This window comes from Myxococcus sp. SDU36, from assembly GCF_030168875.1.
GTDB lineage: Bacteria > Myxococcota > Myxococcia > Myxococcales > Myxococcaceae > Myxococcus > Myxococcus vastator.
Genome location: NZ_CP077414.1, coordinates 5,786,426 through 5,812,431 on the forward strand (window position 1 = coordinate 5,786,426; position 26,006 = coordinate 5,812,431).

Annotated in this window: 24 protein-coding genes; 6 read left to right on the forward strand and 18 right to left on the reverse strand. The window is 70.8% G+C overall.

The features are described from left to right. Positions 1-33 precede the first annotated feature (33 nt). On the forward strand, positions 34-1,005 hold the full coding sequence (locus tag KGD87_RS23275; protein WP_284662655.1) for an Ig-like domain-containing domain: 972 nt from the start codon (positions 34-36) through the stop codon (positions 1,003-1,005). A 1-nt stretch (position 1,006) separates the two neighbouring features. Here the strand turns inward: KGD87_RS23275 and KGD87_RS23280 are convergent, their stop codons facing one another. Both KGD87_RS23280 and KGD87_RS23285 read right to left on the reverse strand, forming a co-directional pair. Next, on the reverse strand, positions 1,007-2,326 hold the full coding sequence (locus KGD87_RS23280; protein WP_284662656.1) for an MFS transporter: 1,320 nt from the start codon (positions 2,324-2,326) through the stop codon (positions 1,007-1,009). 43 nt (positions 2,327-2,369) lie between these two features. Continuing rightward, the gene (locus tag KGD87_RS23285; protein ID WP_284662658.1) at positions 2,370-2,957 is read right to left on the reverse strand and encodes a Crp/Fnr family transcriptional regulator; all 588 of its coding nucleotides are present in this window, start codon (positions 2,955-2,957) and stop codon (positions 2,370-2,372) included. A gap of 65 nt (positions 2,958-3,022) precedes the next feature. Here KGD87_RS23285 and KGD87_RS23290 point away from each other — a divergent pair, with 65 nt between their 5' ends. Beyond that, a complete protein-coding gene (locus tag KGD87_RS23290) occupies positions 3,023-4,273 on the forward strand; it encodes a sterol desaturase family protein (RefSeq protein WP_284662659.1) in 1,251 nt (416 codons plus the stop codon). A 7-nt stretch (positions 4,274-4,280) separates the two neighbouring features. Here the strand turns inward: KGD87_RS23290 and KGD87_RS23295 are convergent, their stop codons facing one another. Both KGD87_RS23295 and KGD87_RS23300 read right to left on the reverse strand, forming a co-directional pair. Continuing rightward, positions 4,281-5,120: a hypothetical protein gene (locus KGD87_RS23295; RefSeq protein ID WP_284662660.1), complete on the reverse strand. Its 840-nt coding sequence runs from the start codon at positions 5,118-5,120 to the stop codon at positions 4,281-4,283. Then, positions 5,117-7,705: a TonB family protein gene (locus KGD87_RS23300; protein ID WP_284662661.1), complete on the reverse strand. Its 2,589-nt coding sequence runs from the start codon at positions 7,703-7,705 to the stop codon at positions 5,117-5,119. Before KGD87_RS23300 ends, KGD87_RS23295 begins: the two co-directional genes overlap by 4 nt. Before the next feature lie 116 nt (positions 7,706-7,821). On the opposite strand from KGD87_RS23300, the gene KGD87_RS23305 reads away from it, so the two are divergent. Then, on the forward strand, positions 7,822-8,709 hold the full coding sequence (locus tag KGD87_RS23305; RefSeq protein ID WP_284662662.1) for a hypothetical protein: 888 nt from the start codon (positions 7,822-7,824) through the stop codon (positions 8,707-8,709). A 7-nt stretch (positions 8,710-8,716) separates the two neighbouring features. Here KGD87_RS23305 and KGD87_RS23310 read toward each other — a convergent pair whose 3' ends face one another. The 6 genes from KGD87_RS23310 to KGD87_RS23335 all read right to left on the reverse strand — a co-directional run bounded on the left by KGD87_RS23310 (position 8,717) and on the right by KGD87_RS23335 (position 14,929). Further along, on the reverse strand, positions 8,717-9,952 hold the full coding sequence (locus KGD87_RS23310; RefSeq protein ID WP_284662663.1) for a hybrid sensor histidine kinase/response regulator: 1,236 nt from the start codon (positions 9,950-9,952) through the stop codon (positions 8,717-8,719). Positions 9,953-10,151: 199 nt separating this feature from the next. Continuing rightward, positions 10,152-10,529: a thioredoxin gene (gene trxA, locus KGD87_RS23315; RefSeq protein WP_284662664.1), complete on the reverse strand. Its 378-nt coding sequence runs from the start codon at positions 10,527-10,529 to the stop codon at positions 10,152-10,154. Between the two features lie 13 nt (positions 10,530-10,542). Continuing rightward, complete coding sequence (locus KGD87_RS23320) at positions 10,543-10,866, reverse strand: FKBP-type peptidyl-prolyl cis-trans isomerase (protein ID WP_163782839.1); 324 nt, start codon at positions 10,864-10,866, stop codon at positions 10,543-10,545. 150 nt (positions 10,867-11,016) lie between these two features. After that, a complete protein-coding gene (locus KGD87_RS23325; RefSeq protein WP_284662666.1) occupies positions 11,017-12,162 on the reverse strand; it encodes a hypothetical protein in 1,146 nt (381 codons plus the stop codon). A 139-nt stretch (positions 12,163-12,301) separates the two neighbouring features. Then, positions 12,302-14,194, reverse strand: a complete 1,893-nt coding sequence (gene nadE / locus KGD87_RS23330) for an NAD(+) synthase (RefSeq protein WP_284662668.1) — start codon at positions 14,192-14,194, stop codon at positions 12,302-12,304. A 78-nt stretch (positions 14,195-14,272) separates the two neighbouring features. Next, on the reverse strand, positions 14,273-14,929 hold the full coding sequence (locus KGD87_RS23335) for an LON peptidase substrate-binding domain-containing protein (RefSeq protein WP_284662670.1): 657 nt from the start codon (positions 14,927-14,929) through the stop codon (positions 14,273-14,275). Between the two features lie 161 nt (positions 14,930-15,090). On the opposite strand from KGD87_RS23335, the gene KGD87_RS23340 reads away from it, so the two are divergent. Next, the gene (locus tag KGD87_RS23340; protein WP_284662672.1) at positions 15,091-16,080 is read left to right on the forward strand and encodes an alpha/beta hydrolase family protein; all 990 of its coding nucleotides are present in this window, start codon (positions 15,091-15,093) and stop codon (positions 16,078-16,080) included. Positions 16,081-16,093: 13 nt separating this feature from the next. Here the strand turns inward: KGD87_RS23340 and espC are convergent, their stop codons facing one another. Further along, positions 16,094-18,613 (reverse strand): serine histidine kinase EspC, encoded by a 2,520-nt coding sequence (gene espC, locus KGD87_RS23345; protein ID WP_284662673.1) that lies wholly within the window; start codon positions 18,611-18,613, stop codon positions 16,094-16,096. Between the two features lie 77 nt (positions 18,614-18,690). Here espC and KGD87_RS23350 point away from each other — a divergent pair, with 77 nt between their 5' ends. Next, positions 18,691-18,966: a DUF5683 domain-containing protein gene (locus KGD87_RS23350; RefSeq protein WP_163783768.1), complete on the forward strand. Its 276-nt coding sequence runs from the start codon at positions 18,691-18,693 to the stop codon at positions 18,964-18,966. 12 nt (positions 18,967-18,978) lie between these two features. Here the strand turns inward: KGD87_RS23350 and KGD87_RS23355 are convergent, their stop codons facing one another. From KGD87_RS23355 to KGD87_RS23385, 7 genes are all read right to left on the reverse strand, one after another. Continuing rightward, on the reverse strand, positions 18,979-20,100 hold the full coding sequence (locus KGD87_RS23355; protein WP_284662676.1) for a HupE/UreJ family protein: 1,122 nt from the start codon (positions 20,098-20,100) through the stop codon (positions 18,979-18,981). Next, complete coding sequence (locus tag KGD87_RS23360; protein WP_284662677.1) at positions 20,097-21,272, reverse strand: tetratricopeptide repeat protein; 1,176 nt, start codon at positions 21,270-21,272, stop codon at positions 20,097-20,099. Before KGD87_RS23360 ends, KGD87_RS23355 begins: the two co-directional genes overlap by 4 nt. Positions 21,273-21,449: 177 nt before the next feature. After that, a complete protein-coding gene (locus tag KGD87_RS23365) occupies positions 21,450-22,037 on the reverse strand; it encodes a putative glycolipid-binding domain-containing protein (protein WP_284662679.1) in 588 nt (195 codons plus the stop codon). Positions 22,038-22,052: 15 nt separating this feature from the next. Beyond that, positions 22,053-22,712 carry an HAD family hydrolase gene (locus tag KGD87_RS23370; RefSeq protein WP_284662680.1) on the reverse strand — a complete coding sequence of 220 codons (660 nt, stop codon included), beginning with the start codon at positions 22,710-22,712 and terminating at the stop codon, positions 22,053-22,055. A gap of 87 nt (positions 22,713-22,799) precedes the next feature. Beyond that, positions 22,800-23,384 carry an ExbD/TolR family protein gene (locus tag KGD87_RS23375; RefSeq protein WP_284662682.1) on the reverse strand — a complete coding sequence of 195 codons (585 nt, stop codon included), beginning with the start codon at positions 23,382-23,384 and terminating at the stop codon, positions 22,800-22,802. Positions 23,385-23,409: 25 nt separating this feature from the next. Further along, complete coding sequence (locus tag KGD87_RS23380) at positions 23,410-23,898, reverse strand: ExbD/TolR family protein (RefSeq protein WP_140795752.1); 489 nt, start codon at positions 23,896-23,898, stop codon at positions 23,410-23,412. 122 nt (positions 23,899-24,020) lie between these two features. Further along, on the reverse strand, positions 24,021-24,758 hold the full coding sequence (locus KGD87_RS23385; protein ID WP_140795753.1) for a MotA/TolQ/ExbB proton channel family protein: 738 nt from the start codon (positions 24,756-24,758) through the stop codon (positions 24,021-24,023). Between the two features lie 329 nt (positions 24,759-25,087). Between KGD87_RS23385 and KGD87_RS23390 the strand changes: the two genes are divergently transcribed. Beyond that, positions 25,088-25,978, forward strand: a complete 891-nt coding sequence (locus tag KGD87_RS23390; RefSeq protein WP_284662688.1) for a GspE/PulE/PilB domain-containing protein — start codon at positions 25,088-25,090, stop codon at positions 25,976-25,978. Positions 25,979-26,006 lie beyond the last annotated feature (28 nt).

Sequence of the window (26,006 nt, forward strand, 5' to 3'; positions counted from 1 at the left end):
CTCCTCCTCGCACCACCCCACCAAGGCCCTCCGATGCGAACCGCCGCCACCACCACCCTGCTCGCCACGTGCGCCCTGCTGGCCCTGGCCGGCTGTGACAACGACGACCCCACGCCGCCCAATCCGATGCCAGACGCGGGCACCCAGCCCGACGCCGGCACCCAGCCCGACGCGGGCACGCAGCCCGACGCCGGTTCGGTCCAGGGCCCCGCGGTCATCGGCTCCACTCCCTCGGAGGGAGAGACCAACGTGCTGCCCGTGGAGCTGTTCAAGACGGACGCGATGACCACCGCGGCGCGCAAGCGCGTCACGCTCGTCTTCGACACGCCCATGGACACCACGGCGGCGGAGGTCACGCTCGTCGACCGGACGACTCCGGCCAATGCGCCTCGCACCCTGACGGGCACCTGGCTGGAGTACGGCCTGATGCTGCTGGTCGACATCCCCCGGCCTGAATCCGACCTGCCCCCGCTCGAGGAGGAGACGGCGTACACCCTGGAGCTCGGCGGACTGCGGAGCGCGGAAGGCCACGCGGTGGACACGTCCCATGCGGGGCTCGGTGATGGACGGCTGGACTTCACCACCGGCCGGCGCGACGGCACCACCGAGCACGCCTGCGCCCACGCGCTGCTGGAGAGCCCGGTGCCCGTCACCGCGAGCGCCTCCCCCACCATCTACCCCGCGACGGATGCCTCCCACGAGTTCTACGCCCTGACGCTCCCCGCCAGCGGCACTTCCTTCCTGGGCTACACGGAGGTCGTTTCGGGAGAGAGCCGGGACGAGCCCGTCGTCCTGTACCTCGACCGCCCCATCCCGGTGACGGTGCATGACATGACGGAAGGCGAGGACGCCGTCGCCTCCGCGCTGGAGCCCGCCCGGCCCGTCTGCCTGCCCGCCATCACCCACACGCTGAAGTTCACCGCCCCCGGCGGCGACCGCTTCCTCCGGCTCACCTTCGGGCCGACGGAGCAGGAGACGTTCAACTTCGTCTTCGAGCGCTACTGAGTCAGGGCCCGGTGGCGGGGTGCGGCGCCGCGCCCCGCCCCGCGCGCAGCAGGTGGAGCGCGAGCCCCACGCCCATGACGCTCACCGCGGCCACGTAGTGCGCGGGGGCCAGGGGCGACACCTTCATCATCAAGGTGACGACCAGGGGCGTGAGCCCACCGAAGAGGGCGTAGGCCATGTTGTAGGAGAAGGACAGCCCCGAGAAGCGCACCGGCGCGGGGAAGGCGCGCACGATGGCGGTGGGGACCACCCCCACCACGCCGACGCTGAAGCCCGCCAGCGCGGACAGCGGCACCAGCGCCTCCGGCGATGCCGCCGCGCCCAGGTACAGCGCGTACGCCGCCGCCAGCATCAACGCGCAGCCCAGCCCCAATGACGGGCCCACGCCCACCCGGTCCGCGAGCAGGCCGTAGGCCACGCAGCCGAACGTGAGGCTCAGCGTGGCCACGCTGCTGGACACCAGCGCGTGCGTGGCGGTGACCGAGTGCAGGCTCTGCATCAACGTGGGCGTCATCAGGATGACCACGACGATGCCGGCGGTGAGCACCCAGGTGAGCAGCATGGACATCACCACGGTGCCGCCATGGCCTCGCAGCACGGCCTTGAGCGGCAGCTCCTTCACCAGCGCCTTGCGCCGCCGCAGCTCCTCGAAGACGGGCGTCTCCGCCAGCCAGCGGCGCAGGAACACCGCCAGGAAGCCGAACACGCCGCCGATGAGGAAGGGGGCTCGCCAGCCGTAGGCGCTCACCTGCTCGGGGCCCAGCAGCGAATTCACCGCCGTGGCCACCAGCGAGCCCAGCAGGATTCCGAACGTGAGGCCCGCGGTGAGCGTCCCACACGCCAGCCCCACCCTGCGCGAAGGGACATGCTCCGACACGAAGACCCAGGCGCCTGGGACTTCGCCGCCCACCGCCGCGCCCTGCACCGCCCGCAACAGGAGCAGCGCCAGGGGCGCCGCGTAGCCGGCGGTCTCATAGGTGGGCAGCAGGCCTATCAGCAGCGTGGGCACCGACATCATGAACACGCTCAACGTGAACATGCGCTTGCGGCCCGCCCGGTCCCCGAAGTGGGCCATGACGATGCCGCCCAGCGGGCGCGCCAGATAGCCCGCCGCGAACAGCCCGAAGGCCTGCAACTGACGCAGCCACTCCGGCGTGTCGGGCGGGAAGAAGCGCTCGCCGATGACCTTGGTGAAGAAGACGAAGATGATGAAGTCGTAGAACTCCAGCGCGCCGCCCAGCGCCGCCAGCGTGAGCGTCCGGGCGTCTTCACGAGTCAGTGGCCGCTGCGGGAGGTCCTGCGAGGATGGGAAGGAGGACATGGCGGGTCGGCGCTCGATGAAACCATGGACCGCGCCGCCGCGCTCACTCCGCCCGCTTGCGGCGGCGTGACACGATGCGGCTCAACGCCACCTCGGTGATGCCCAGGTAGGCCGCGACGTCCCGCTGAGGGACACGCCCGTGCAGGTGGGGGTGTTCCTGCCAGAAGCACTCCAGGCGCTCCTCCGCGGACAGGTCGAGGAACTCCTGCTCGCGGCGCTCCTTCAGGATGAAGTGCCACTCCGCCACCCTCCGGGCGAGCTGGGCCCAGCAGGGGTGGCCGGCCTCCAGCGCTTGAAGGTCCCGCGCCTGGAAGGCCAGCACGCGGCCCGGCTCCAGCGCTTCAATGGACGTCATGGAGGGTTGGCCCTGCAACATCTCCGCGTAGGCGCCGATGAGCTCCCCCTCGGCGCGGAAGGCCTTGATGGACTCCTCCCCCCGAGCGGAGACGCGCACCGCGCGGAAGACGCCCTGGAGCACCAGCCCGAAGCGGTCCGCGGAATCCCCCGGCCGCAGGAAGAGCGCCCGCTTGTCCAGCGCCTGCTCCCGCGCCAGCGCCTCCGCCTTCAGCCATTCGCTGGCGGGGAGCGGCGTGAGCGCGGTGATGTGCTCGAAGAGCTTCGGGTATCTCAAGCGGAGGGCACCTGGGCTTAACCCAGGTTAAGGCGGCCTTCCTCCGGGCGCCATACACCGGCGGCATGAGCATCAACGTCTACGCCGTGGCCACGCCCTTCGTCATCGTCCTGGCGCTGGGGGAGTTCGCCTACTGCGTCATCCGGCGCAACGGGTACTACGCCTTCCAGGACTCCATCGCGAGCATGGGCACCGCGGTGCTCAACCAGTGCGTCAACGTGGCGGTGGCGCTGCTGGTGCTCCCGCTCTTCATCCAACTGGGACAGTTCGCCCCCTGGCAACTGGGGGTGTCGTCCCCGCTGGAGCTGGTGGCGCTCTTCCTGGGCGTGGACTTCCTCTTCTACTGGTTCCATCGCTTCGGCCACCGCACCAACATCGGCTGGGCCGCCCATTCGCCGCACCACTCCACCGAGGAGCTGAACTACGCGGTGGCCCTGCGCGCGAGCGTGACGCAGCGCCTCTTCTCGTTCCTCTTCTACTGGCCGCTGGTGCTGGTGGGCTTCCCGCCCGAGGCCGTGCTGGCCATGGTGGCCTTCCACCTGGTGCTCCAGTTCATTCCGCACACGCGCGTCATCCCGAAGCTGCCCCGGTGGATTGAGTCCTGGCTCAACACGCCGTCGCATCACCGCGTCCACCACGCGCGCAATGACGTCTACATCGACAAGAACTACGCGGGCTTCCTCATCATCTGGGACAAGCTGTTCGGCACCTTCCAGGAGGAGCAGGAGGCGTGCTCCTACGGCCTCACCTCCCCGCCCAACACCTGGGACCCCACCGTCATCAACTTCCAGGCGTGGGGGAAGCTCGTCGGTGACGCGGTGGCCACCAAGAGCCACTGGGACCGGCTGCGCATCTGGGTGATGCCCACCGGCTGGCGGCCCGCGGACCTGCCGCCGCGCCCCTCCCTGGGCTGGAAGAAGGACGGCGTGGAGCTGAAGTTCCAGTCCACGGAGCTGCCCGGCGCCCGGGGCTACCTCGTGTTCCAGCTGCTGGCGGCGATGCCCTTCATGCTGCTGGTGAGCCACCACGCCTCGCCGCTGACCGGCTGGCAGAAGCTGGTCCTCAGCCTGCTCTTCTGGGCCATGGCCACCGCGTGGAGCGGGATGCTGGAGTCACGGCGCTGGAGCCTGCCGCTGGAGCTGGGGCGGGTGCTCGCCATGGGGGCGGCGGTGACGTGGTGGCTGGTGCACGCCTCCGCGCCGCAGAGCTGGACCGCGCTGTGCGCGGCGTGGATGGGCGTGTCGCTCGTCTGGCTGGTGATGGTGGTGCGCGGCGCAAGTCAGGGCGCCACGCCCGTGCCACAGGGCTCGCGCTGAAGGCGCGTCAGGCGGGCTCCCACGTCCCGGCGAAGGCCGTGTAGCGGCGCACGTTGAGCGTCAGCGCCCGGAACACCTGCGTGTCGGGCGTCAGGTCCACCACCCCGCCGCCCTCGGGCACCGTCACGCGGTCGAAGTGCGCGCCTTCGAACCAGCGGTGCGGCTGCACCTCCACGACGAAGCGGCCGCCTTCATCGAGCTCCGCCGCGATGGGCACGAAGTCCACGCGCTGCAGCTCCACGGGCGGCGGGAAGTCCAGGGCCACCCGGAACGGGACGTGCGTCTCCTGCCGGGACGCGGTCCCCTCCAGAATCATCGACCGGCCGCCCAGCGCCGCGCCCTCCGCGCCCAGGGCCCGGGACGGCGGCTGGAGCAGCAACGAGAAGGAGCGCGCCAGCCCGGCGATGCCCGGCGAGCGCCCCAGCTCCCGCACCTCGCCCGCCTCCGCCAACAGGTCGAACACCACCTCGCGGTCCCACTCACCCAGCACCGTGCCCCCGGAGAAGAAGTGCCCGTCGTGGGCGTGCGCGGTGGGCAGCAGCCACTGTCCCAGCCGTCGCAGGGCGCGCGGCGCCGAGGCCGTGGGCTCCAGCGGCGAGGCATTCTCGAAAATGTAGATGGGGCCCAGCACCATCACCCCGGAGGAGAGGCGGAGGCGCCAGCCCAGGTCCGTGGTGAACTCGCCGAGCGACTCCTCTCCGGGCGCCTTCGCGGTGCGCAGGCCCATGCGGAAGGTGACGCCGCGGCCTCCCGTGCCGGAGAGGCCACAGGCGGACGCGCCTCCCACGAGCGCGGTGCCCAGCATCCACGTGAAGGCGCGGCGGGTGGTGTGCAGCGGGGACGTCATGGCGAGTCCTCCTGGAGGTCCAGGTGCAGGGTCAGCGTGCCCATGAACATGCGGGGTGCGCCCGCGGTGAAGTGCCGGGTGGCCATCAGCGACGGAGGCGCGTCCGGGCCGCGGAAGTTGGACACGTAGTTGAACTCCGACTCGCGCCAGCGCGCGTCGAGCAGGTTCTCCACCGACAGGCCCACCTCCACCGCCTTCCAGCGGGCCCGCGTGCCCACGTCGAACAGGAAGATGGGCGCGCTGTAGCGGTCCAGCGGCAGGGGCCGGGGGCCGATGGCGCTGTGCCCCAGGGCCACGTTCCAGTCCACCTGCTGCCCCGCGACGCGGGTGGTGCCCCGCAGCGACGCATCCACGCGGCCCAGCAGCTCCGGGATGTAGGGCATCACCGTCCCGTCCCACAACTTCCACGCCGAGGCCCCGGGCGCGGGCAGCGTGGCGCGCGCCCAGGCCAGCGAGGCCTGGACGTCCACCCTGTCCCTCAACGTCCCGCGCGCGCTGACGAAGGCGCCCAGCCGCTGCGAGGCGCCCACGGGCTGGTTGCGGCCCACCGTCTCGTCGAACACGAAGTCCTGCGACACGCGCGTGGCGAAGAAGGCGCCGCGGGCCTCCAACGCCAGGGGCCCGTCCAGCCGCCAGCCCAGGCCCGTCTCGCCCGAGGCCACGCGGGCGTAGGGTGCCAGCTCCGCGTCGGACAGCGCGGCGGCGTCGCTGGAGCGCGCGCCCAGGCCCGCGCTGGTGAGCCAGGTGAGCCGGGGCGTCAGGCGAAGCTCGGCGGAGGCGCGCGGGCTGGCGAAGAAGCCGTAGGCCTCCAGGGACTCGTCGGGGAGGCGGGGACCATCCCGGTCCTGGGTGGGCCGGTTGAAGTCATCCACGCCGAAGAGGAAGGTGTCCAGGCGCATGCCGCCGCGCAGGGTGAGCCACGACAAGGGGGCGACTCGCAACGAGGCGTAGGCGCCCAGGTTCGTGGTGCGCACCTGGTTGTCGAAGACGGTGGCGTAGGGCACGCCGCCGCTGTCCCTCAGCCGGCGCGAGCGCGTGCGCACGTCGTCGTAGCGGGCCACGTAGCCGAGCTCCAGCGGCTGCGGCTGTCCCAGCAGCGTGAGTCCCGGGACGTAGCGGCCTCGCAGGCCCATGGTGGAGCCGCGGTAGTACCCTTCCGTGTTGTCACCGCGCTGGCTTTGGCCGTCCGGCGGAGTGGTGTCCAGCAGGAAGCCCGTGAAGTTGTCGCGGATGCGCGTCTGCCGCAGGATGACGTAGCCCTGCTGGACGAAGCGCCCGCCGCGCTTCAGCCGTGACTGGAGCTCAGCGGAGAGGATGTGGCGCTGCCCGGCGCCGCCCTGGTTGGGGTCGTAGGAGCAGAAGAACTGCGAGTCCGCATCCGGAGCGCACGGCATCCGGGCGTCCACCACGTCCGTCTCCCGCACCACGCCCGGCGACGCGAAGCGCATGCCGTAGCTGGTGCCGAACAGGCGCAGCCGCGACTCGTCGCCCACGCGCAGCTCCACCTGCGCCATGACGCCCGCGTTGGCGTAGGAGCGGTTGGGGCCGAAGCCGTGACCCTGGCGCAGCAGCAGCCCCACGAAGGTGGCGTCACTGGCCTCCGGCGGCCCCCAGAGCAGGGACAGCCGGCGCGCGGCGTAGCTGCCCGTGGAGAGGGAGGCGGTCAGGCCGCGCCGCGCCAGCCCGAGCTGGTACTCCACCGTGCCCGCCACGCCGAAGTCGCCCTGGGACGGGTCATAGGGGCCTTCGGTGACGCGCAGGGACTCCACCAGCTCCGGGATGATGAAGTACGTATCCGCGTAGCCGTGGCCATGCGCGTGGGACACCTCGTTGAGGGGGACGCCGTTGAGCCGCAGTTCCACGTCCTTGCCTTCGCCCGCGTCGAAGCCCCGGATGTAGATGCTCTCCGCGTGGCCCTCGCCGCCGTGGTTGGCCAGCATGACGCCGGGCGCAAGCAACATCAGGTCCGACGCGGAGCGGCGCGGCACGTCCGCGAGCTGTCCCACCGGAATGTGGAAGTCGCCCACGGCGACCGGCGGCGGCGCCTGGGCGGCGCCATGGACCGTGGTGGAGAAGGGCGGCGGCTCCGGCGCCACGGGCGCATCCGAGGCGGGCTCCTCGGCGCGCGGCGCTTCGTCCCCAACGGATGAAGCGCCCGGCTGCGCTCCCGAACCCTGCGCCCCCACCGCCCCCGGAGGCTCCTCCGCCCCGTCATGTCCGGAGGCCACGGCCTCGATGTGGTGGCCATGCACCGGCGGCACGAAGGTGACGGGCACATCCACCCGCACGTCGATGGCTTCTTCGCCGCGCCGTGCCGGCTGGAACCGCCAGCGCAGCGCGGCATTCATCGCGGCGCGATCAAACGCAACGCCAGCGGACTGCCGCACTTCCACCCGGGACACCTCGCCCGCGCGGTCGATGGTGAGCCGCAGCAGGACGGTGGCGGGCACCTCGGGCGGGGGCACCTCCGAGGGAAGCACCGGCCCTGGCGCTTCCAGCGGAACGGGTGGCGTCACAGGTAACTCGCCCGTGGCGCTCAGCACGCAGAGCACCAGAGTCGGAATCCACACGGGTGATGACCTCACTAGGTTCCGGAGCGACCCGCCCTGGGGCGGAGCTCATGCATCCGGGCTGCATCCACACCCCAGATACACCACGCCCCGATTGACTCGCAACCACGTTGCAATTAACTACTTATTGCATGAACACGGAGCGGCGGCAGTCCCGGAAGTGGTGGTGCGCGGCCCTGGTGGTGTGGGGCCTTGCGGGCACGGCCTGTGACAACGTGGCCACGGGCGACGTCCAGGTCACGATGAGTGGGGGTGATGGCACGCAGCGTGGGCTCCCGGACACGCTCTTCCAGGATGGCTGGTCCATCCAGTTCACCCGCTACCTGGTGGCGCTGGGCGACGTCACCCTCACCTCCGCCTCCGGCGAGACGCACCGCAGCAGCCGCCACGTGCTGGTGGACGTGCAGAAGGGCGACATCCCCCTGGTGGAGTTGACGGGTGTTCCGGCGGGCCGCTGGGACGTGGGCTTCCGGGTGAGTCCTCCCGAGGCGCGCACCGAGCTGGCGGACGGGCAGGTCTCCGCGGAGGACCTCGCGATGATGCGCGAGCGCGGCTTCAGCTACTTCGTGGAGGGCCACGCGACGAAGCAGAACGAACCCGTGCTGCGCTTCCGCATGGGCTTCCCCGTCAACGCGCTGATGAACGACTGCATCAACGGCGCGGACGGGACGCAGGGCATCATCGTTCCGGAGGGCTCCGTGGCCCGGCCCGAGGTCACCATCCACGCCGAACACATGTTCTATGACAGGCTGGGCACGCACCGGGGCGTGCAGCTGCGCTTCGAGGCCATCGCGGCCACCGCGGGCGCGGACAACGTCATCACCCCCGAAGGGCTCGCCACGCAGGCGCTCACCGACCTGAGGGGCCGCGACGGCGACGAGCTGCGCGACACCCAGGGCCAGCCCGTCATCTACCAGCCCGGCGCGTTCGACGTGCGCACGCTCCAGGAGTTCATCACCCAGAGCGTGGTGGATCAGGCCCACCTCAACGGAGGCGGCGTCTGCACCGTGGTGAAGTAACGCCGCGTCACGCCATCATGGGCACGAGGGACTTCCCCACGTCGCTCGCGCCGTCGTCGAGCAACCGCGCTTCCGCCCGCCGGGGCAGGCAGAGTCGGAAGGAAGTGCCCTCTCCTTCCGAGGAGCGGACCGTCAGCCGCCCCCCGTGCGACTCCACGACGGCCCGGGCGATGTAGAGCCCCAGGCCCAGACTGGAGCGGTCGAGCCCCCGGGAGTCCTCGCCCCGTCGAAAGGGCTCGAACAGGTGCGGCAGCAGCGAGCGGGGAATGGGCGCGCCCTCGTTGTGGACCTCCAGGAAGACGGCGTCCAGCTTCTCCCAGGTGGAGAGGCGGACGGCGGACTGCTCCGGGCTGTACTTCAAGGCGTTGTCCAGCAGGTTGGCCACCACCTGCCCCATGCGCTCCAGGTCCCAGACGCCGTGCAGGCTGTCGCGTGAGAAGTCGCACCGGATGATGCGGCCCGGCCGGGCCACCTGCAGCTCGTCCACCACCTCGCGGCACAGCGCATTGAGGTCGCCCGCCCGTGGCATGACGGGGAGGCCTCCCCCCAGGCGCGAGCGCGTGAAGTCCATGAGCAGCTCCACGATGTGCTGGATACGCTCGCCGCTGCGCGCCACACGCTCGAACGCCTTCTGCTGCGCCGGCGCCAACGCGCCACCGGAGAGCTGACTCTTCGCCGTCGTCAGCACGACGGACAAGGGCGTGCGGATGTCGTGGCCGACGATGCCCATGAGCTGCTGCTCCAGCTCGGAGGCCCGCTGCGCCGCCTGCTCGGCCCGGCGCCGCTCCGCGAGCTCCACCGCCTGCCGCTTCACCTGCTCGCCGCGAAGGTGCAGCATCACGAAGACCCGCACCTTGGCGCGCAGGATGTCCGGGTCCACGGGCTTGAGCAGGTAGTCCACGGCGCCCTCGGCATAGCCCCGGGTGACGAAGGCCGCCTCGCGGCTCAGCGCGGTGATGAAGAGGATGGGCAGGTGGCTCGTCCGCTCGCGCGCCCGGATGAGGTTCGCCGTCTCCAGCCCATCCAGCCCAGGCATCTGCACGTCCATGAGGATGCAGGCGAACTCTCCGCGCAGCAGCTCACGCAGCGCCTCCTCGCCAGAGCGGGCCAGCACCAGCTCCTGGCCGAGCGGCTCCAGGATGGCTTCCAGGGACAGCAGGTTGGCGGGCGTGTCATCCACCAGGAGGATGCGCGCGCGCGGCGTGTCCTCCCCCGGGGTACTTCGAAGAACGGAATGCGGCATTGAATCCAAGACGTGGAGTGGAGGGAGGCGGCCTCGCTGGCCTGCCCATCCGGGCCTGACCGCTACAGCCACGTTCCGACAACACCGTCCGGGGCCCTCTCGTTCCAGCCCCCCGGTTGCACACCGGTTCCTGGAACGCGGCGGGTGGCCAGCGGCGGACATGCCACCGGCCCCCCCGCCCGGTACCTGGGGGCGGCCGTCAGGCCTGCGGCGGCTCCCCGCGCCTGGCGGCGACTTCCTTGCGGACCTGCTCCATGTCCAGTCCCTTCACCTGCTTGAGCAGGTCCTCCAGCGCGGCGGCTGGCAGCGCTCCGGGCTGCTCGAACAGGAGAATCCCGTCACGAAACACCATGAGCGTGGGAATGGAGCGAATCTCGAACGCCCCGGACAGCTCCTGCTGGGCATCCGTATCAATCTTCCCGAAGACGACGTCCGGGTGCTTGTTCGAGGTCTGCTCGAAGATGGGCGCGAAGGCACGGCAGGGGCCGCACCACGTCGCCCACCAGTCCAAGATGACGATGCCCTCCTTGGACACCGTCTCCTTGAAGTTGTCCTTGGTGATTTCGACCGCCGCCATCAGGTCCTCGCTTTCAACGAACGTCCAGGAGCTCCACCTCGAAAAGCAGGGTGGAGTTGGGGGGAATAACGGGCGGGAACCCGCGCGCGCCATATCCCATCTCCGGCGGGATGGTGAGCTTGCGCACGCCGCCCACCTTCATGCCGGCCACACCCTTGTCCCAACCCTCGATGACCTGCCCGGCGCCCAGGCGGAACGTGAAGCCCTGGCCCCGGTCCCGGCTGCTATCGAACTTGGAGCCGCTGGTCAGCGTCCCCACGTAGTGCACGGTGACGGACTTGCCGGCCGTCGCCTCGGTGCCGGTGCCCACCTTCACGTCTTCCATGTTCAAACCCATCCAACGCTCCTCTGACCGCGTGAAAGGGCGGCACCTTAGCGCGACCTCAGCGCCTGTGCGCCCCTGGAAAGCACGGCGGCGCGGGCCCGTTGGCTACCGGGCACCGCGCCGCCGATTCCAGCCTGAACCCCCTGGGGCTTCGTCTTCGCGTCAGAAAGTACCGCCGACGCTGACCGTGCCCTGGTAGCTACCGCCCCCCTCGAAGTCACCGCCGCCCGGGTCGATGCCCGGAGCGAAGTCCTTGTCGAAGAGGAAGTTGTAGTTGGCACGCGCGTCCACGACGAACTGGCCGACGTGACCTCGCAGCCCCAGGCCCGCGGGCACGTTGCCCACGGTGTCATCGCGGTACCCCAGGGACTCGCCGCCCCGGAAGTTGTAGTCGTTGATACCGATGCCGCCCAGCAGGTACGGCTGCCACGCCGTGGGCGCGATGCCCAGCGTCAGGACGGCCTGCCCGCCGTTACGCACGAGGTCCGGCCCGCTCGCGCCCGTCTCCGCGTTGCGGATGTTGTTGAGCGCGCCCGTGTAGCCCAGCTCGATGCCCAGCACCTTGGACGGCTTGATGGCCGCGCGAACGCCCGCGGTGGCACCGGGGCTGAGCTGCGGAGCCAGCGCGCCGGTGTAGCCCTCCACACCGCCGCCCAGCATCACCGAGAGGCCCTTGATTTTGTTCTTTTCCTCGCGCTGCTCCACTTCCATCGGCTCGGCGCGCTCGGCCGACGGCTGGAAGTTGGAGGGAGGCGGCGTCGTGGCGATTCCGCTGCCGCCCATGGCGTCCTCGTCCAGCGGAGGGTACGCGGACTCCGGCTCCGGGTAGACGGGCTGCGTGGAAGGCTGGCCGCTGCCGCCCGTGCCCATCGGCGGCGCCGGCGGCACCACGAGCTGCTCGCTGTCATGCGTGCCCTGGGGCGCGGCGGGAGGCGGCGTCATGGACTCCTGGCCGCTGCCGCCCGTGCCCTGCTGGCCCACCGGCTCGCAGCGGACGGGCACGTTCATGTAGACCTCGCCCTGGGCGCCCGAGGGCTGCTGGCCGCTGCCGCCCATGCCCATGCCCATGCTGTCCTGCGACTGCTGGCCGGAGACGTCGGGCACGGGCTCCATCTCCAGGATGATGGTGTCGTCCTCCTGCAGCATGTCCTCGCCGCTCAGGTCATCCTGCTGCCCCTGGGCCACCATTGCGTCCTGCTGGCTCTGGCTGGTGCTGGCCTGCGGTGGCGGGCAGTCGCCGTCATCGGCAACAGCAACGCCTCCGTACATGAGCGCCGCAACGGCGCCCGCCAGAATCTTCGCTTTCATCCATGCCTCCATCGTCGAGTGGCAGACATGAAGGTTGTTTCCCGCGCGACATCCGGCAAGGCTCGGCGGCGGCACTCACCCCCGGGGGTAATTGCCCGGGGAGCAGGCCACCGGGCGTGGTGGACGGCCCACAGGCGTGCTACCCCGGCCGCATCCACTCCGTGCCGGTGACGACGGGCAGTTGCAACGCGCGCTCCCGGTCCAGGTCCAGGTTGCCGATGTGGAGCGACAGCGGTGACTGCACCCACTTGTAGATGGACTGCTGGAAGAGGCGGACGAACTTCTCCACGTAGCCGCTCAGCCGGGAGGCCTCCACCTCCGGGAACATGGCGGTGAGCGCCTGGAGGATTTCGGCGGGCGTCAGCTTCTCACTGCCGTACAGGTAGAAGCAGGCGTCCAGGATGGGGAAGGGCATCAGCTCCTCTTCGCCCACCTGGTCATGCGCCAGCTCCGGCCCCGCGGGCTTGGCGAGCACCTTGCGGATGCCCTCGTGGCCCGTGGTGTCCTGGAGGTAGTCGAGCAGGTACATCACCACCGTCTTCGGGACGTTGGCGATGACGGCCAGCGCGCCCATGAGGTCCCCGCCGATGGTGGTGTAGCCCACGGACTTCTCGCTCATGTTGCCCGTCTGCAGGAAGAGCCCGCCGCAGGAGTTGCTCCAGTTCCACATGCGCTGGGCGCGCAGGCGGGCCTGGATGTTCTGCTCGGTAATCGGCGTGACGTCCTTGCCGCCCAGCATCGTCTTCGCGACGGCGCGCTCGCGCTCGAAGGCCTCGTCGATGGACACCACCTGGAAGGCCACGCCCAGCTCGCGCGCAATCGTCTCCGCCGCGTCGCGCGTGGCGTCGCTGGAGTAGCGGCTGGGCATGTAGAACGCCTGGATGAGCGAGCCGGGGTTCTCCGGCCGCGCGCGCTTCGCGTACCGGTGCGCGATGAGCAGCGTCAGCAGCGAGTCCCGTCCGCCCGACAGCGCGATGCCCAGCACCTTGAAGGCGCGCGTCTTCTCGAAGTAGTCGCCCACGCCCAGGCAGAGCGCGTCCAGGATGTCCTCGCACAGCGCCTCCCGCGCGGTGCGGCGCGTGTCCTGAGACGGCAGGAAGAAGCTGCGGTGGGGAGGCACCGGGTACGTCAGCGCGTCGCGCTGCGTGTGCACCGCCTGGGTGCAGTCCAGCACCGCCACCGCCTGGCCGCCTTGCGCCAGCCATGACTCACGGTCCACGCGCCAGGTGGTGGCCTCGGCGCGCAGGCGCAGGGTGCGGTCCAGGTCCACCACCGCCGCCGCGTAGCCTTCCTGGAAGCGCGGCGTCTCCATGACGTGGCGGCCGTTCTGGTTGAGGAAGCCGCCGCCGTCGAAGATGAGGCCGTCGTTGCCGCCCACCGCGTTGCAGTAGGCAATGGTGCACTGATGGTCCGCCGCGCGGGTGGCGATGAGCTCGCGCCGCGTCTCCACGAAGCCCAGCCGGAAGGGCGACGCGGACAGGTTCACCACCAGCTCCGCGCCGGAGTACGTGCGCCGCCGCATGGGGCCGTCCGCGCTCCAGATGTCCTCGCACACCTCTGGGGACACCACGCCGAAGTCGAAGCGGAACAGGTAGTCCCCCAGCGGCACGCCCCGGTGGACCTCCGCCATGCCCGGCTGACCGCGGCCGAAGGTGCGCGCCTCGTAGAAGACGCTGTAGGTGGGCAGCTTCTCCTTGGGGACCAGGCCCAGGATGCGGCCACCGGCCACCACCGCCGCGCAGTTGAGGCGCAGGCCCTGGTGGGCCACGCCCACGCCCACGACGAAGACCGTCGACAGCGCCGCCGTCTCACGCGCGAAGCGCTCCAGCTCCGGCCACTGGCGGTCCATGAAGCCCTGCCACTGCACCATGTCCTCGGCCGGGTAGCCGGCGATGACCTGCTCCTGGAAGACGCCCAGCGTGACGCCCTCCGCCGCCATCTTCCCCGCCAGCGCCAGCGCCTTGTCCGTGTTCCGGGTGAAGGACCCTACGGTGGTGTTCACGCTGGCAAGCCCGAGCTTCACGAGCCGCATGGTTGCTCCCGTCCCTTTCGATGACGCGTCCGGCGCGCAGCAATGCGCGGGCCGCCGGACAAGGCAAGCGCAACCCGCTCAGTTCAAGGGGCCGGTGGGCCGCAGGGGCTGGAGCCTGCCGATGAGCGCCCCCACGTCCTCCAGCACTCCCGCCAGGCGCCTGCGCACGTCCAGCTCCGCCAGCAGCGCCTGCCGCCGCTCGGGCTCCGGGATGACGGCGGACGCCACCACGTCCGCGAGCATGCCGCCCTGGGCCCGCGCGGCCACCGGCAGCAGGTTCTCCGCGAAGGACGGCGGGACGCGGCCGGCCAGTTCGAAGACGGCCTGCCGCAGCTGCTCCTCCTCCGGGCCCTCGAAGGGCACATCCGGCAGCACCTCCGCGAGCACCTCCCGGTAGGCCTTCTCCGTCGTCAGCTCGGACGTCATGCGGATGCGGCTCACGCCTTGGAGGAGGATGTTGTAGCGCCCCTCCTCCACCTGTTCATCCCAGACGATGACGCCCGCGCACATCATGGGCAGCATGGGCGGCTTGCCGCCGTAGTTGCCTTCCCAACCCGGCTCGAGCTGGGACAGCGCCAGGACGCGGTCTCCCGCGAGCGCGTCCCGGATGAGCGCCCGGTAGCGCGGCTCGAAGATGTGCAGCGGAATGACGGTGTGCGGGAACAGCACCGCCGACGGGAGGGGGAAGACCTTCAGCGCGCTGGCGGCACGCTCGATGCGTTCTTGAGCGGTCATGGGGGGCACCTTGGTGTGATAAGCCCGGCTCCCCCCAGCCGCATTCCAAACGAGCCCTGGAATGATACGCCCTGTTCCATCGGCGGGCCCACACCCCGCCTCGGAGGGCAGACGGAATCCCGGGAATCCCACACCCCTACCCTTCCCGGCACGGGCGTAGGATGGCGCGGGTGCTCCGAACCCATCCGGTGGACGTCCTCTTCGCGGGCCTCTCCCGCCGCGCCCGGCTCTTCTCCCAAGGCTGGGGTGACGAGCAGTTCCTTGAAGAGGTCGCGGCGGCCGCGCCGTTCCAGCAGCGGCTTGCGCCCATCGCGCCCGAGTGGAGCGCGCCCCGGCTCCAGCGCGGCCTCCAGGTCCGGGATGGCACCTTTCCCTCCCCGCTGGCCCGGCTGGACGCGGCGGCGCGCACGGCCCATGTCCGGTGGCTGAGCGCGGGGCAGGGGCGCTCACGCGGCGCCTGCGTCGTGCTCGCGGCGTCCCGCGAGGAGGGCTTCTCCCTGCGCGAGCGCATGTACGCGCCGCTGGCGCGGGAAGGCATCGACCTGTTCCTGCTGGAGAACCCCTATTACGGCCTGCGCCGCCCCGTGGGGCAGAAGGGCGGCGCGCTGCGCACCGTCAGCGACCACGTCCTGATGAACCTGGGCATGGTCGACGAGGCCCGCGCGCTGCTCGCGTGGCTGCGCGGCCAGGGCCACGCGCGGCTGGGCGTGGCGGGCTACAGCATGGGTGGCTACATGGCGGCGCTCACGGCGGCCGTCGTCCCGGAGCCGCTCGCCGTGGCGGCGCTCGCGGCCGGAGCATCGCCAGTCCCCGTCTTCACGCAGGGGCTGCTGTCCTGGTCCATTGCCTTCGCGTTGCTGGATGGCCCCCGGCGCGACGCGGAGCAGGCCCGGAGCCGGCTGGGTCGGATTTTCGACCTGGCGAACCTCACGCGCTTTGCGCCGCCGCGGCAGCCCGAGGCGGCCGTCCTGGTGGCCTGCCGGCGTGACGGCTTCGTGCCCGGTGACGAAGCGCTCGCGCTGCACGCGCACTGGCCTCGAAGCGAGCTGCGGTGGGTGGACGCCGGGCACGTCACCGCGCTCTTCACGGAGCGGGCCGCGCTGTGCGCCGCCATCCGGGATGCGCTGGCGCGGGTGGACGCCACGGCGTGAGCGCGTGCGTGCCTCAGTGCCGCACGCCGCCAACGGCCGCCTCGGCGGACGCCTCACCCACGCGCGGCTCCGGCTCCACCGCGGCCAGGGCCGTGGCCACCGTGCCCATGAGCAGCTCCGGCCGGACGGGCTTCTCCAGCACGCGGGTGGGCACAGAGTCGATGAACGCGCGGGACTCCGGCGTATAGGCGCCGCCGGAGATGAACACCACCCGCGCGGCCAGGTCCGGCGCGTGGGCGCACAGGTGCTGGTAGACGGCGGCGCCGTCCGTCTCCGGCATCTGCAAGTCACACAGGATGACGTCGAAGCGGTGACCCGCGTCCACCAGCGCCAGCGCCTCGCTGCCCCGCGTGGTGGTGACGACGTCGTGGAAGGGCTCCAGCAGCAGCCGCATGGACTGCGCGAGGCGCGGCTCATCATCCACCACCAGCACCCGGCCCCGCCGCGCCGCGGGCGGCTGCGGCGGGCTGACGCGCGACAGGGGCCGTGGCGGCGCGGGCGCATGCACGCGCGCGGGCGGCAGCAGCACGCTGAAGACGGAGCCCCGGCCCGGCTCGCTGCGGACCTCCAGCTCCCCCCCGTGCGCGCGGACAATCTGCTGGCAGATGGCGAGCCCCAGCCCCGTGCCCTCGCCGCTGGACTTGGTCGTGTAGAAGGCCTCGAAGATGCGCGGCAGCACGTGCGCGGCAATCCCCGCGCCGCTGTCCACGACGTCCACGCGGGCCCGGCCGGAGGCATCCGTGCTGGTGCGCACGCGCACCTCGTTCATGGACGGGTTGCCCTCTGGAATCGCCTGCATCGCGTTCACCAGCAGGTTGAGCAGCACCTGCCCCAGGCGGGCCTCGCTGCCCGACACGCGCGGCACCGGACCGAACTCCTCCACCAACCGGGCGCGGTGGCGCAGCGCGTGGCTGATGATGCGCACCGCGGGCGGAACCAGCGCGTTGAGGTCCACCAGCCCCGGCTCCTCGTTCCCCTGGCGGCTGAACACCTGGAGGTCCCGGACGATGAGGCGGATGCGCTCGGCGCCTTCCAGCGCGCCCCGCATGTTGGCCATGGCGTCGCGCATGCCCGCCATGCCGCCCTGGCTCAAGCCGCGCTCGGCGGCCTCCAGGTTCAGCACCAGGTAGGCCAGCGGGTTGTTGATTTCGTGCCCCACTCCGGCCGCGAGCGTGCCCACCGCGGCCACGCGTTCGGCCGCCACCAGGCGGGCCTGGAGCTCCTTGGCCGCGGAGATGTCCCGGTGGGTGGCCACGAAGTGGGTGATGTCCTCGCCCGTGGCGCGCACCGGGGACAGCAGCACCTCGCTCCACACGAGGCCGCCCTCCTGGTGCGTCAGCTTCACCTCCGCGAACACCGGCTCGCCCGCGAGCAGCGACTGGCGCGTGCGCTGGCGGAACTCCGGCTCCTGCGCGCCGTAGAGCGAGCACGGGTCCTGGCCCACCAGCTCCTCCAGCCGGTACCCCAGGAGCGAGCACAGGGCCTCGTTGGCGAACACGGTGCGCAGCGCGCCTCCCGCGCGGACCTCCGCGATGAGGACACCTTCGTGCACGCTGCGCACGGTGGTGCCCAACAGTTGGAGCTGGCCAACGGCGCGCTGACGCTCGGTGCTCGCCGCCGCCAGCAGCAGCCCGGTGACGGCGTTGGCGGCGATGAAGAGCTGCAGCACCAGCAGGTCCTGCGTCAGGTCATCCGTGGCGAAGGGCCCCTGCCCGCGCGCGGTGCCCGCGATGGAAGCGGCGGCGATGCACAGCGTGGCCGCCGCCGCGCCCCGAGGACCGAAGCGAAGCGCGGCCCAGGCGGACATGGGGAAGAGGAGGAAGGCGGCCGCGTGCGCCGCGCTGTGCGGCAGCTCCGGCACGAAGAAGATGGCGCCTCCCAGCACCGTGGTGAGCCCCGCGAGCACCACCGCCTCGCCGCCCCGCCGCGGCCAGGACCACCGCTTGAACAGCATCAGCGCTGGCGCCACCACCAGCACGCCCATCAAGTCCCCCACCCACCACACGCGCAGGCCCGTGGCCAGGGACGTCCACGGAAGCCGCCCGCCCAGCACGAGGCTCGCCGCGCCCACCAGGGCGCTCACGCCCAGACACAGCGCGCCCGCTCCCGCGCACAGCGCGACGACATCGCGGATCCGCTCCAGCCCCTTGTCGAACCCCACCCGCCGCAGCAGGCCCACGCCGAGCACCGCCGCCAGTGTGTTGCCCGCGCCCACGCCGAGCGACGCCACGACGGGCACCTCCGCCAGGATGGACATGACCGACGCGCCCACGAAGACACCGGGCCAGCGTGACACCCCCAGCACCACCAGCGCCGCCAGGGACACTCCCGCCGGAGGCCAGGCCGGGCTGATGTTGCCCACGGTGGCCGCCTTCTGACCCAGGCCTCCCGCGAGGAGATACACGACGACCAGGCCCAGCATCTCCATCAGATGCCGGCCTTGAACTCCACGTGCACTGGCTCGGAGCAGCCCGAAGATGACCCTTCCCCCCGACACCCGCGCGCCGACCCGGCAGGTATCCATGAGGGCCATGCTAGCCGGGGCACCGTCGCCATTGCACCTTCCCCCCGGCTGACTGGAAGGCAACCGTCCAGGAGCCGATAGGCGAAATGCAATGGCTCCGGAACTCGCCCGTAGGGGAAGACAAGGAGGTCACCCGAACCATGTCGCGTCCCGCAATCGCAGCCCTGCTGTCTTTTCTCATCCCTGGCGTGGGGCAGATCTACAACGGGGACCTGCTCCGGGGCCTGTTCTGGCTCATCATCACCCCAGGCTTCTGGATTGGCACCGGTGGGTGCCTGGGCTGGGTGTGCCACATCATCGCCGCGGTCACCGCCCACAACCGGGCGGAGGACAAGGACAAGTACAGAGTCACGGTCGTGTGACGCGCCCGCGTGTCAGGTAGCCGACGCGCCCAGGCCCAGGGCGCGCTCCGCCAACCAGAGGCACGCCAGCAGCGCGACGGCCACCGAGCCGCCCACCACGACGGCGCGGCGGTAGAGCGGCGCCTCGCGCAGGAGGAAGGCCAGGGGCAGCAGCGCGGTCACGAAGACCACCTGTCCCAGCTCCACGCCCAGGTTGAAGCCCAGCAGCGCGAACGTGAGACTCCCCGCGGACAGGCCCATTCCCGCCAGCACCGACGCGAAGCCAAAGCCGTGCAGCAGCCCCAGCACGAAGGCCACCGTCCAGCGAGTCCCCCGCCCCAGCGGGCGGACGTTGTCGAGCGCCGCCACCAGGATGGCCAGCGCGATGGCGACCGACACGAAGCGCGGCGGCAGCGACGCCCAGCCCAGCGTGGCGGCCACCAACGTCAGCGCGTGCGCCACGGTGAAAGCGGACACCACCTTCACCACGTCCCACAGCGCCGCGGCGAAGTCCGAGATGGCCACCCACCGCCCGTCCGCGTCCCGGCGCAGCACGGAGGGCAGCAGCAGCGCGAAGAGGAAGAGCAGGTGGTCCGCCCGGCTCACGACGTGCAGCGCCCCCTCCACCGTCATGCGCTGCGCGGTGCGCCAGGCAGACTCGTCCCGCAGGCGCACCCGCGCGAAGTGCTGGGACGCGGAGAAGATGAGCGGCTCGCGCGCGCCCACGTGCACGATGCCCCGGTGCAGCGGGTCGCGGTCGAACAGCAGCGTGTAGTCCACGTCCAGCCGCGCGGCGGGGCCAGCGCAGCGCGCGTCGAAGTCCAGCACCGCGTAGGCCCCGTCCGAGTGCCGGCGGATGCGCAGCCCGTCCCGGGAGACGAGCGCGCAGGGTCCACCTTGCACCCCGAGCACCAGCCGGCCGAGCACGTAGCGCCGGATGTCCGCCTCGCGCGCCAGCACCTCGCCCCAGGTGATGGCGCCGTCTCCGCCCGCGTCCAACCCGAGCACGTCGTCCAGGTCCTGGAGCGACACGTCCCACCGGCCGGAGATGCCGGGGCCGTCCGCCTCGGTCAGGTGCAGGTAGCTGTCGCTCGGCTTGTGCGCCTGGGCGGCCAGGGAGACGCACAAGAGCGCCAGCGCGGCGACGCGGCTCATGGCAGCAGACTCCGCACGCGCTCGGCCAGGTAGACGAGCCCCGGGTCCTCGCAGCCCGAAGCCTGAAGGAAGTCCAGCGCGGGCCGGGCCGCCTCCGGTCTGTTCGCGGCCAGCGCGGCTTCGAGCAACAACCGCACATCCCACGGCTCACGCCGTGACGCCCACGCGGCCTGCGCCAGCCGGAGCGCCTTCTCCGGCGCCTTCTCCACCTGGAGCGCGAAGCGGGCCTCCTCGCGCGCGAGGAGATTGTCCCCCCGCAGGCGGCTCGCCTCGAAGCGGCGGGACAAGGCCTGGGTGACTTCGGGCGCGCGCGAAGAGCCGAGCGCGTTCTCCGCCAGCACGTGGCGCAGGAGCAGCCGGTCATCCTGCGTGTGGTCCATCACCACGACAGCCGCCTCACGCGCACGGCCCGCGTCCAGCAGCAGGTCCGCGAAGGCCGCGCGCGCGGCGGAGTTCTTCGGCTCCAGCGAGAGCACCCGGAGGAAGTAGCGCTCCGCCAGGCCGGAGTCCCCCGCCAGCGCGGCGGCCTCCGCCAGCGTGGCCAGCGCGCGCGTCCGCGTCTCCTGACTGCGCCCACTGCGCCTCAATGCCTCCGACAGGAGCGCGTGCGCCTTGCGCGAATGCCCCGCGAGGCTTCGCACCCGGGCCTCGCACACCGCGATCGTCAACGGAGACGTCAGCGCGGTCAGCCACTCGCAGCTGCGGGCCGCCTCGGCATGCTCACCGTGAATCCCCAGCACCTCCGCGCGCAGCAGCCACGCGTCGACATTGCCGGGGTCCTCCTTCACCACCGCGTCCAGGTCCTCCAAGGCCGCCCGAAGGTCGCGCCGCGCATGGTGGAGGGTGGCGCGCACCCACCGCACGCCGGGCGGCGGCGTGGCCAGGTCCCACCACGGACGCAGCGCCGCCTGCGCGCGGCCCAGGTAGCGCGGGTCGCCCAGCACGCGGCTCATCTCGATTTCCAACCGCGCCAGGCGCAGCGCCATGTCCAGTTGTCCGGCGTGCCCGGCCAGGGCCTCGCGGAGCGCGGCGCGCTCGCGAGCGCGCGCATCCACCCCCACGGCCGGCACGCGCGCCAGCACCTCCTCGGTGTCCCGGGGAGTGAAGGGCTCGCGCTCCCCCGAGGAAGGCGCGCGCCCACAGCCAAGCACCCACGCCGTGGCCAGGACCACGGCGCGTCTCGCGGCGGAAGAGCGGCGGCACATTGGAGCTCGCATGGGCTCCGCACTGTACGCAGCGGCTCTTCGAATGGCGGCCGTCCGGGGACATGGGTCGCCGGCGCAACACACCGCCCGGGGTCGCCGCCCTCCACTCAACAGCGAAGCGGGACTGGAGTGCGCCCGTCGGCGTCAGTCCCTGGTGACGGCGATGCGCTCCCAGCCAGGGGGATAGTTCGTCACCAACCCGTGCGCGTCGACGTCCACCTCGGCGACGAAGCGGCCCGCGTTGCTCTCGTACCGGTAGCGCGTCTGGGTGAGCCGCGTGTAGCGCTGGGGCAGCACCTCCAGCGCGAGGCTGGGGATGCGAAGCCACGCGGCGCGCACGTCCGCCGCCTGCCCCACCTCCAACCCAAGCCGGCGGATGGGCAAGGTGTTGGTCGAGGGCGTGCACGCCACGTCGATGTCCGAGCAGCCTCGGAGGTGGACCACCTCCTCGTCGCCCTTCCACCAGCACCGCTCCGCGTCCACGCGGAGCTGGAGCCGTGCCTCGCCCTCTCCGCTCCGGCGCAGGACGTGGACCGCCTGGGTCTCCCACGCCGCGTTGGTGGTGACGGTGTACTCCACGAAGTGCGGCAGCCCGTTGTCCACGAACACCACCGAGCCCGCGAGCTCCCACCCCTCCGGGCGCGCTCGCAGCTCGAAGTACTCACTGCCGGGAGACAGCAACCGCCGCCAGACGAGCGCCCGGGGCCCGCGGCGCGAGACATCAACGTCCATGGGTCCTCCTCCTGTTCAAGGCCTGGCATCCCGCAGCGCCGCCAGCAACTCCGCCGCGGTGGCGGCCACCGCGCGCGCGCCGTGGGCGTGCAGCTCGTCCACCCCGCGGAAGCCCCAGGCCACGCCCACGCCGTACATCCCCGCCGCGCGCGCCGTGTCCATGTCGATGGACGTGTCCCCCACGAAGCCGCAGGCCACGGGCGGCACGCCCAGCTCCGAGGCCAGCGCCAGCGCCGCCGCCGGGTCCGGCTTGCGCGGCAGCTCCGGCCGCTCACCGTACACGGCCGCGAAGGGCACCCGCGGAAGCAGACGTGTGACCAGGCGCTTCACGAAGTCGTCTGACTTGTTGCTGAGCACCGCCAGCTTCGTGCCCTGCGCGGCCAGCGCCGTCAGCAGCTCCGGGATGCCCGGGTAGTGCGCGGTGCGGTCGAAGAGGTGGTCGTCGTAGTAGGCTTTGTAGGTGGCCAGCACCGGCTCGATGAGCGCGTCCTGCCCCGGAGGCACCGCCCGGCGAATCAACTCCCGGACACCGCTGCCCACGAAGCGCAGGTAGGCGGGCTCCGGGTGGGTGGGCAGGCCGTGGTGGGCCAGCGCGTGGTTCGTCGCGTCGGCGATGTCCCCCAGCGAGTCCACCAGGGTTCCATCCAGGTCGAAGATGACGGCGCGAAGCAGCATGAACTCGAGTCCTTCTTCAAAAAACGAAAACGCCCTGGCCACGAGGACCAGGGCGCCTGGGGGGCCAGAGGCCCCATCACCTGGAAGCTACGGGGTGGCCTTGGCGCTCGCTTCCTTCTCCGCGTCGCCACCGCCAGCCGTAATCACCGCGAAGTTGATGTTGTTGTAGCCCGCCGTGGCGCAGCTGAACATCACCCGCTTGATGATGGCGTACTCCACGTCCTTGTGGGCCTGGATGTTGATGTCGCCCTTGAAGGTGTTGGCCGTGTCCTGCGCCATGGAGTGGAGGTCCTCGTACTGCTTCTTCATGTCGCGGAGCTTCTCTTCCAAGGACGGGATGTTGAGGTACTCGTCCTTGGTGAAGTCCTCCACGCGGCCAATGATGGTGCCGGAGACGCTGATCTGGTCACCGGAGACCATCACCACCGGGTGCATCTCCACTTCCTGGACGTTGACCGCCTCGGGAAGCTCGATGTCCTTGGTCATCATCAGCACCTCGCCCGTCGCGGAGAAGTTCGCGATGAGGAAGAGCACGATGATGATGAACATGTCGACCAGCGGGGTGATGAGGAGGTCGGAGTAACCGCTCTTCTTCGCGGCCACGCCGTGCCCGAACACCTTGGAGTGCTGGAGCCGCTTGCCGTATCGCTTGCCTGGAACCTGGATGGCCATGAGGTGTCGTGAGCTCCGTGAGCGGCTAGCCCATCGCCGCGGACACCGACACCTGGGGCAGCCCAGAGCCGATGCACTCGTCGATGATACGGACCAGGTCCTCGTAGCGGACCTTGTCTTCAGGCTGCAGGGTGATGGCGGACTGGTCCGGCAGCTGCGCCTTCAGTTCCTTGAAGCGCGCCACCAGCTTGGACAGGTCCGTCTTGCCCTTCGCATCCTTGGTGAGGGGAATAGGCTCGAAGGCGCTCTGGTCCGCGGTCAGCCGCAGCTCCGTGGGCGTGATGAGCAGGTTGAGCTGGACCGTCTTGGTCTGCTCTTCCTGCTGCTGCTCCTCCTCCGTGGAGGGGCCACCCGCCTGCGAAACCTGGAGCCGGCCAATCTGGGTCCAGACCGCCGTCATGATGAGGAAGCTGATGGTCACCGCCATCAGGTCGATGAAAGCCGTGAGGTTGATAGAGGTGTCGAGCGACTTCTTGCCGCCTTTACCTCCACCTGTGTCCATTCCGCCGGCCATGGCGTTCTTCTCCTTCGGCCGCGCTCAGTGAGCGCCGGTGAGACTGCTGGGAGCGCGCCGCGCGTCCCCACACCCGTGGGGACATGACAGCGCGCCCGGACTCCGGGTTCCCGAAGGACTTCCTACTCCTCGTCGCGGGCCGACGTGGGGACGTTCAGGTTCTTGAACTTGTCCTTGTTGGCCACGATGAGGTTGAGGACGGAGACGCTGGTCTCGTTGATGTCGTTGATGAGGCTCTGCGTGCGGCCCGTCAGCACGGAGAAGGAGATGAGCGCCGGGATGGCCGTGAGCAGCCCGAAGCCGGTGCAGTTCATGGCTTCGGAGATACCGTTGGCGAGAATCGTCGCCTTGTCGGCCGGGTTCACGTTGGCCACGGCCTCGAAGCAGGCGATGAGACCGGACACCGTCCCGAGCAGACCGGCGAGCATCGCCGCGTTGCCGAGCATGGCGAGGTAGCCGGTGCGGGCTTCAATCTTCGGCGTCTCGCGGAGGCTGGCCTCGTCGAGCGCGGCCTGGACCTCGTCGTTGCCCTTGGGGACGTTCATCAGGCCGGCCTTGATGACGTTGGTCAGCGGCGTGGACTTCTGGCCGGCCACGTAGTTGATGGCCTTGTCCAGGTCACCCGCGTAGATGTGCTTCTTCAGGCCACGCAGGAAGGCCTCCTTGTTGATGGAGGCCTTGCCGAAAAGGATGATGCTTCGCTCGACCATGATGGCGAGTGCCACGATGAGGCAGGCGGCAATGGGGTACATACCCCACTGGCCGGCCTCCCAGCGCATGGCGACTTCTTCGAAGAAGCCCCGCTGAGGGCCGCCGACATTCGCCAGCACGGTCAGGTTCGTCACAGACGCCAGGTTCATCGAGTGTTGCCTCCACAGGCAGCTTTGGCCCGTTTCAGTAGCGGACCTTCCAGACCTGACGTCCCCCCGAGCGGACGGTCCACCCGGTTGGGCGGCAGGAATGGATGTTGAAAACGGTGTGCCGACTTTAGGAATGGGCGTCTGGGGTGTCAAGGCAGGCCCAGCGGCGTTAAGTGCTGAAATCTCACAGGAATTTTGCGCCCAGCCCCCTCTTGCCAGCTCGGACTCCAAGCAGCATTGCGGGCATTTTGGGGGGTATTCCCAAGTGCCTCCGGATGTGACACCGCGCTTGCTTCCTGGGTTTCGTCGCGCGTGGTAAGGCCGGAGCCATGGCGAGGAAGCGCATTGGCGAGCTCCTGTTGGAGCAGCGGGCGATCAGCGTCGCCCAGCTCGAAGCGGGGCTCGCGGCTCACCGGAAATCAGGACAGCGGCTGGGGGCCACCCTCATCGCGCAGGGTGCGATCACGGAGGCCACGCTCGCGGACGCGCTGAGCCAGGCCCTGGGGCTGCCGCGAGTGGACCTCGCGGCCACCACGCCGGAGTGGGCGGCGGTGCACATGCTGCGCGCGCGCTTCTGTGAACAGCATGACCTGTTCCCCATCGCGCTGGAGAGCGTGGGCGGGCGCAAGCAGCTCGTGGTGGCGATGAGTGATCCGCTCAACGTGACGGCGGTGGAGGAGATTGAGTTCACCACCGGGCTCAAGGTCAGCCCGCGCGTGGCGCCGCTGTCCACCGTGCGCGGCGCCATCCTCCGCTACTACCACAAGGTGCCGGTGGCCTCGCCCACCGCCAGCCGCCCCGCGCCCGCGAGGCCCGCGGCGAAGCCGGTGAAGGCCGCGCCGCCAGTGACACGCCCCGCGGCGCCTGCGTCCGACGAGGACGACGACGAGGAGGTCATCATCGGCGAGGAGCTGCCGCCCGGCGAGGCGACGCAGCGCACGTCCCTGGCGGAGCTGATTCGCGCCCGCGAGGCGCAGAGCAAGCAGAAGCGCGGACAGGGCGGCGCCGCGAAGCCCAAGGCCGCCGTGGAGAACGCGGCCGGCGTGCTGGACGACCTGGACTACCTCTTCGGACAGGCGCGAGAAGACCCGGACCGCGTCGAGGAGCTGGAGCGGAAGTTCTGGGCGCTGATGCGCATCATGGCGCGCAAGGGACTGCTCACGAACGAGGAGTTCACCCGGGAGCTGGACGACGAGGACAAGGCCCGCGGCGAGTCGTGAGGGTGGAAACCACTTCGGGGCCTCGCGC

What these genes read in the sequence shown, in the direction of transcription:
- KGD87_RS23275 (WP_284662655.1), top strand. Translation starts at nt 34, where the DNA reads ATGCGAACCGCCGCCACCACCACCCTGCTCGCCACGTGCGCCCTGCTG.
- KGD87_RS23280 (WP_284662656.1), bottom strand. Translation starts at nt 2,326, where the DNA reads ATGTCCTCCTTCCCATCCTCGCAGGACCTCCCGCAGCGGCCACTGACT.
- KGD87_RS23290 (WP_284662659.1), top strand. Translation starts at nt 3,023, where the DNA reads ATGAGCATCAACGTCTACGCCGTGGCCACGCCCTTCGTCATCGTCCTG.
- KGD87_RS23295 (WP_284662660.1), bottom strand. Translation starts at nt 5,120, where the DNA reads ATGACGTCCCCGCTGCACACCACCCGCCGCGCCTTCACGTGGATGCTG.
- KGD87_RS23305 (WP_284662662.1), top strand. Translation starts at nt 7,822, where the DNA reads ATGAACACGGAGCGGCGGCAGTCCCGGAAGTGGTGGTGCGCGGCCCTG.
- KGD87_RS23310 (WP_284662663.1), bottom strand. Translation starts at nt 9,952, where the DNA reads ATGCCGCATTCCGTTCTTCGAAGTACCCCGGGGGAGGACACGCCGCGC.
- trxA (WP_284662664.1), bottom strand. Translation starts at nt 10,529, where the DNA reads ATGGCGGCGGTCGAAATCACCAAGGACAACTTCAAGGAGACGGTGTCC.
- KGD87_RS23320 (WP_163782839.1), bottom strand. Translation starts at nt 10,866, where the DNA reads ATGGGTTTGAACATGGAAGACGTGAAGGTGGGCACCGGCACCGAGGCG.
- KGD87_RS23325 (WP_284662666.1), bottom strand. Translation starts at nt 12,162, where the DNA reads ATGAAAGCGAAGATTCTGGCGGGCGCCGTTGCGGCGCTCATGTACGGA.
- nadE (WP_284662668.1), bottom strand. Translation starts at nt 14,194, where the DNA reads ATGCGGCTCGTGAAGCTCGGGCTTGCCAGCGTGAACACCACCGTAGGG.
- KGD87_RS23335 (WP_284662670.1), bottom strand. Translation starts at nt 14,929, where the DNA reads ATGACCGCTCAAGAACGCATCGAGCGTGCCGCCAGCGCGCTGAAGGTC.
- KGD87_RS23340 (WP_284662672.1), top strand. Translation starts at nt 15,091, where the DNA reads ATGGCGCGGGTGCTCCGAACCCATCCGGTGGACGTCCTCTTCGCGGGC.
- espC (WP_284662673.1), bottom strand. Translation starts at nt 18,613, where the DNA reads ATGGCCCTCATGGATACCTGCCGGGTCGGCGCGCGGGTGTCGGGGGGA.
- KGD87_RS23350 (WP_163783768.1), top strand. Translation starts at nt 18,691, where the DNA reads ATGCAATGGCTCCGGAACTCGCCCGTAGGGGAAGACAAGGAGGTCACC.
- KGD87_RS23355 (WP_284662676.1), bottom strand. Translation starts at nt 20,100, where the DNA reads ATGAGCCGCGTCGCCGCGCTGGCGCTCTTGTGCGTCTCCCTGGCCGCC.
- KGD87_RS23365 (WP_284662679.1), bottom strand. Translation starts at nt 22,037, where the DNA reads ATGGACGTTGATGTCTCGCGCCGCGGGCCCCGGGCGCTCGTCTGGCGG.
- KGD87_RS23370 (WP_284662680.1), bottom strand. Translation starts at nt 22,712, where the DNA reads ATGCTGCTTCGCGCCGTCATCTTCGACCTGGATGGAACCCTGGTGGAC.
- KGD87_RS23375 (WP_284662682.1), bottom strand. Translation starts at nt 23,384, where the DNA reads ATGGCCATCCAGGTTCCAGGCAAGCGATACGGCAAGCGGCTCCAGCAC.
- KGD87_RS23380 (WP_140795752.1), bottom strand. Translation starts at nt 23,898, where the DNA reads ATGGCCGGCGGAATGGACACAGGTGGAGGTAAAGGCGGCAAGAAGTCG.
- KGD87_RS23385 (WP_140795753.1), bottom strand. Translation starts at nt 24,758, where the DNA reads ATGAACCTGGCGTCTGTGACGAACCTGACCGTGCTGGCGAATGTCGGC.
- KGD87_RS23390 (WP_284662688.1), top strand. Translation starts at nt 25,088, where the DNA reads ATGGCGAGGAAGCGCATTGGCGAGCTCCTGTTGGAGCAGCGGGCGATC.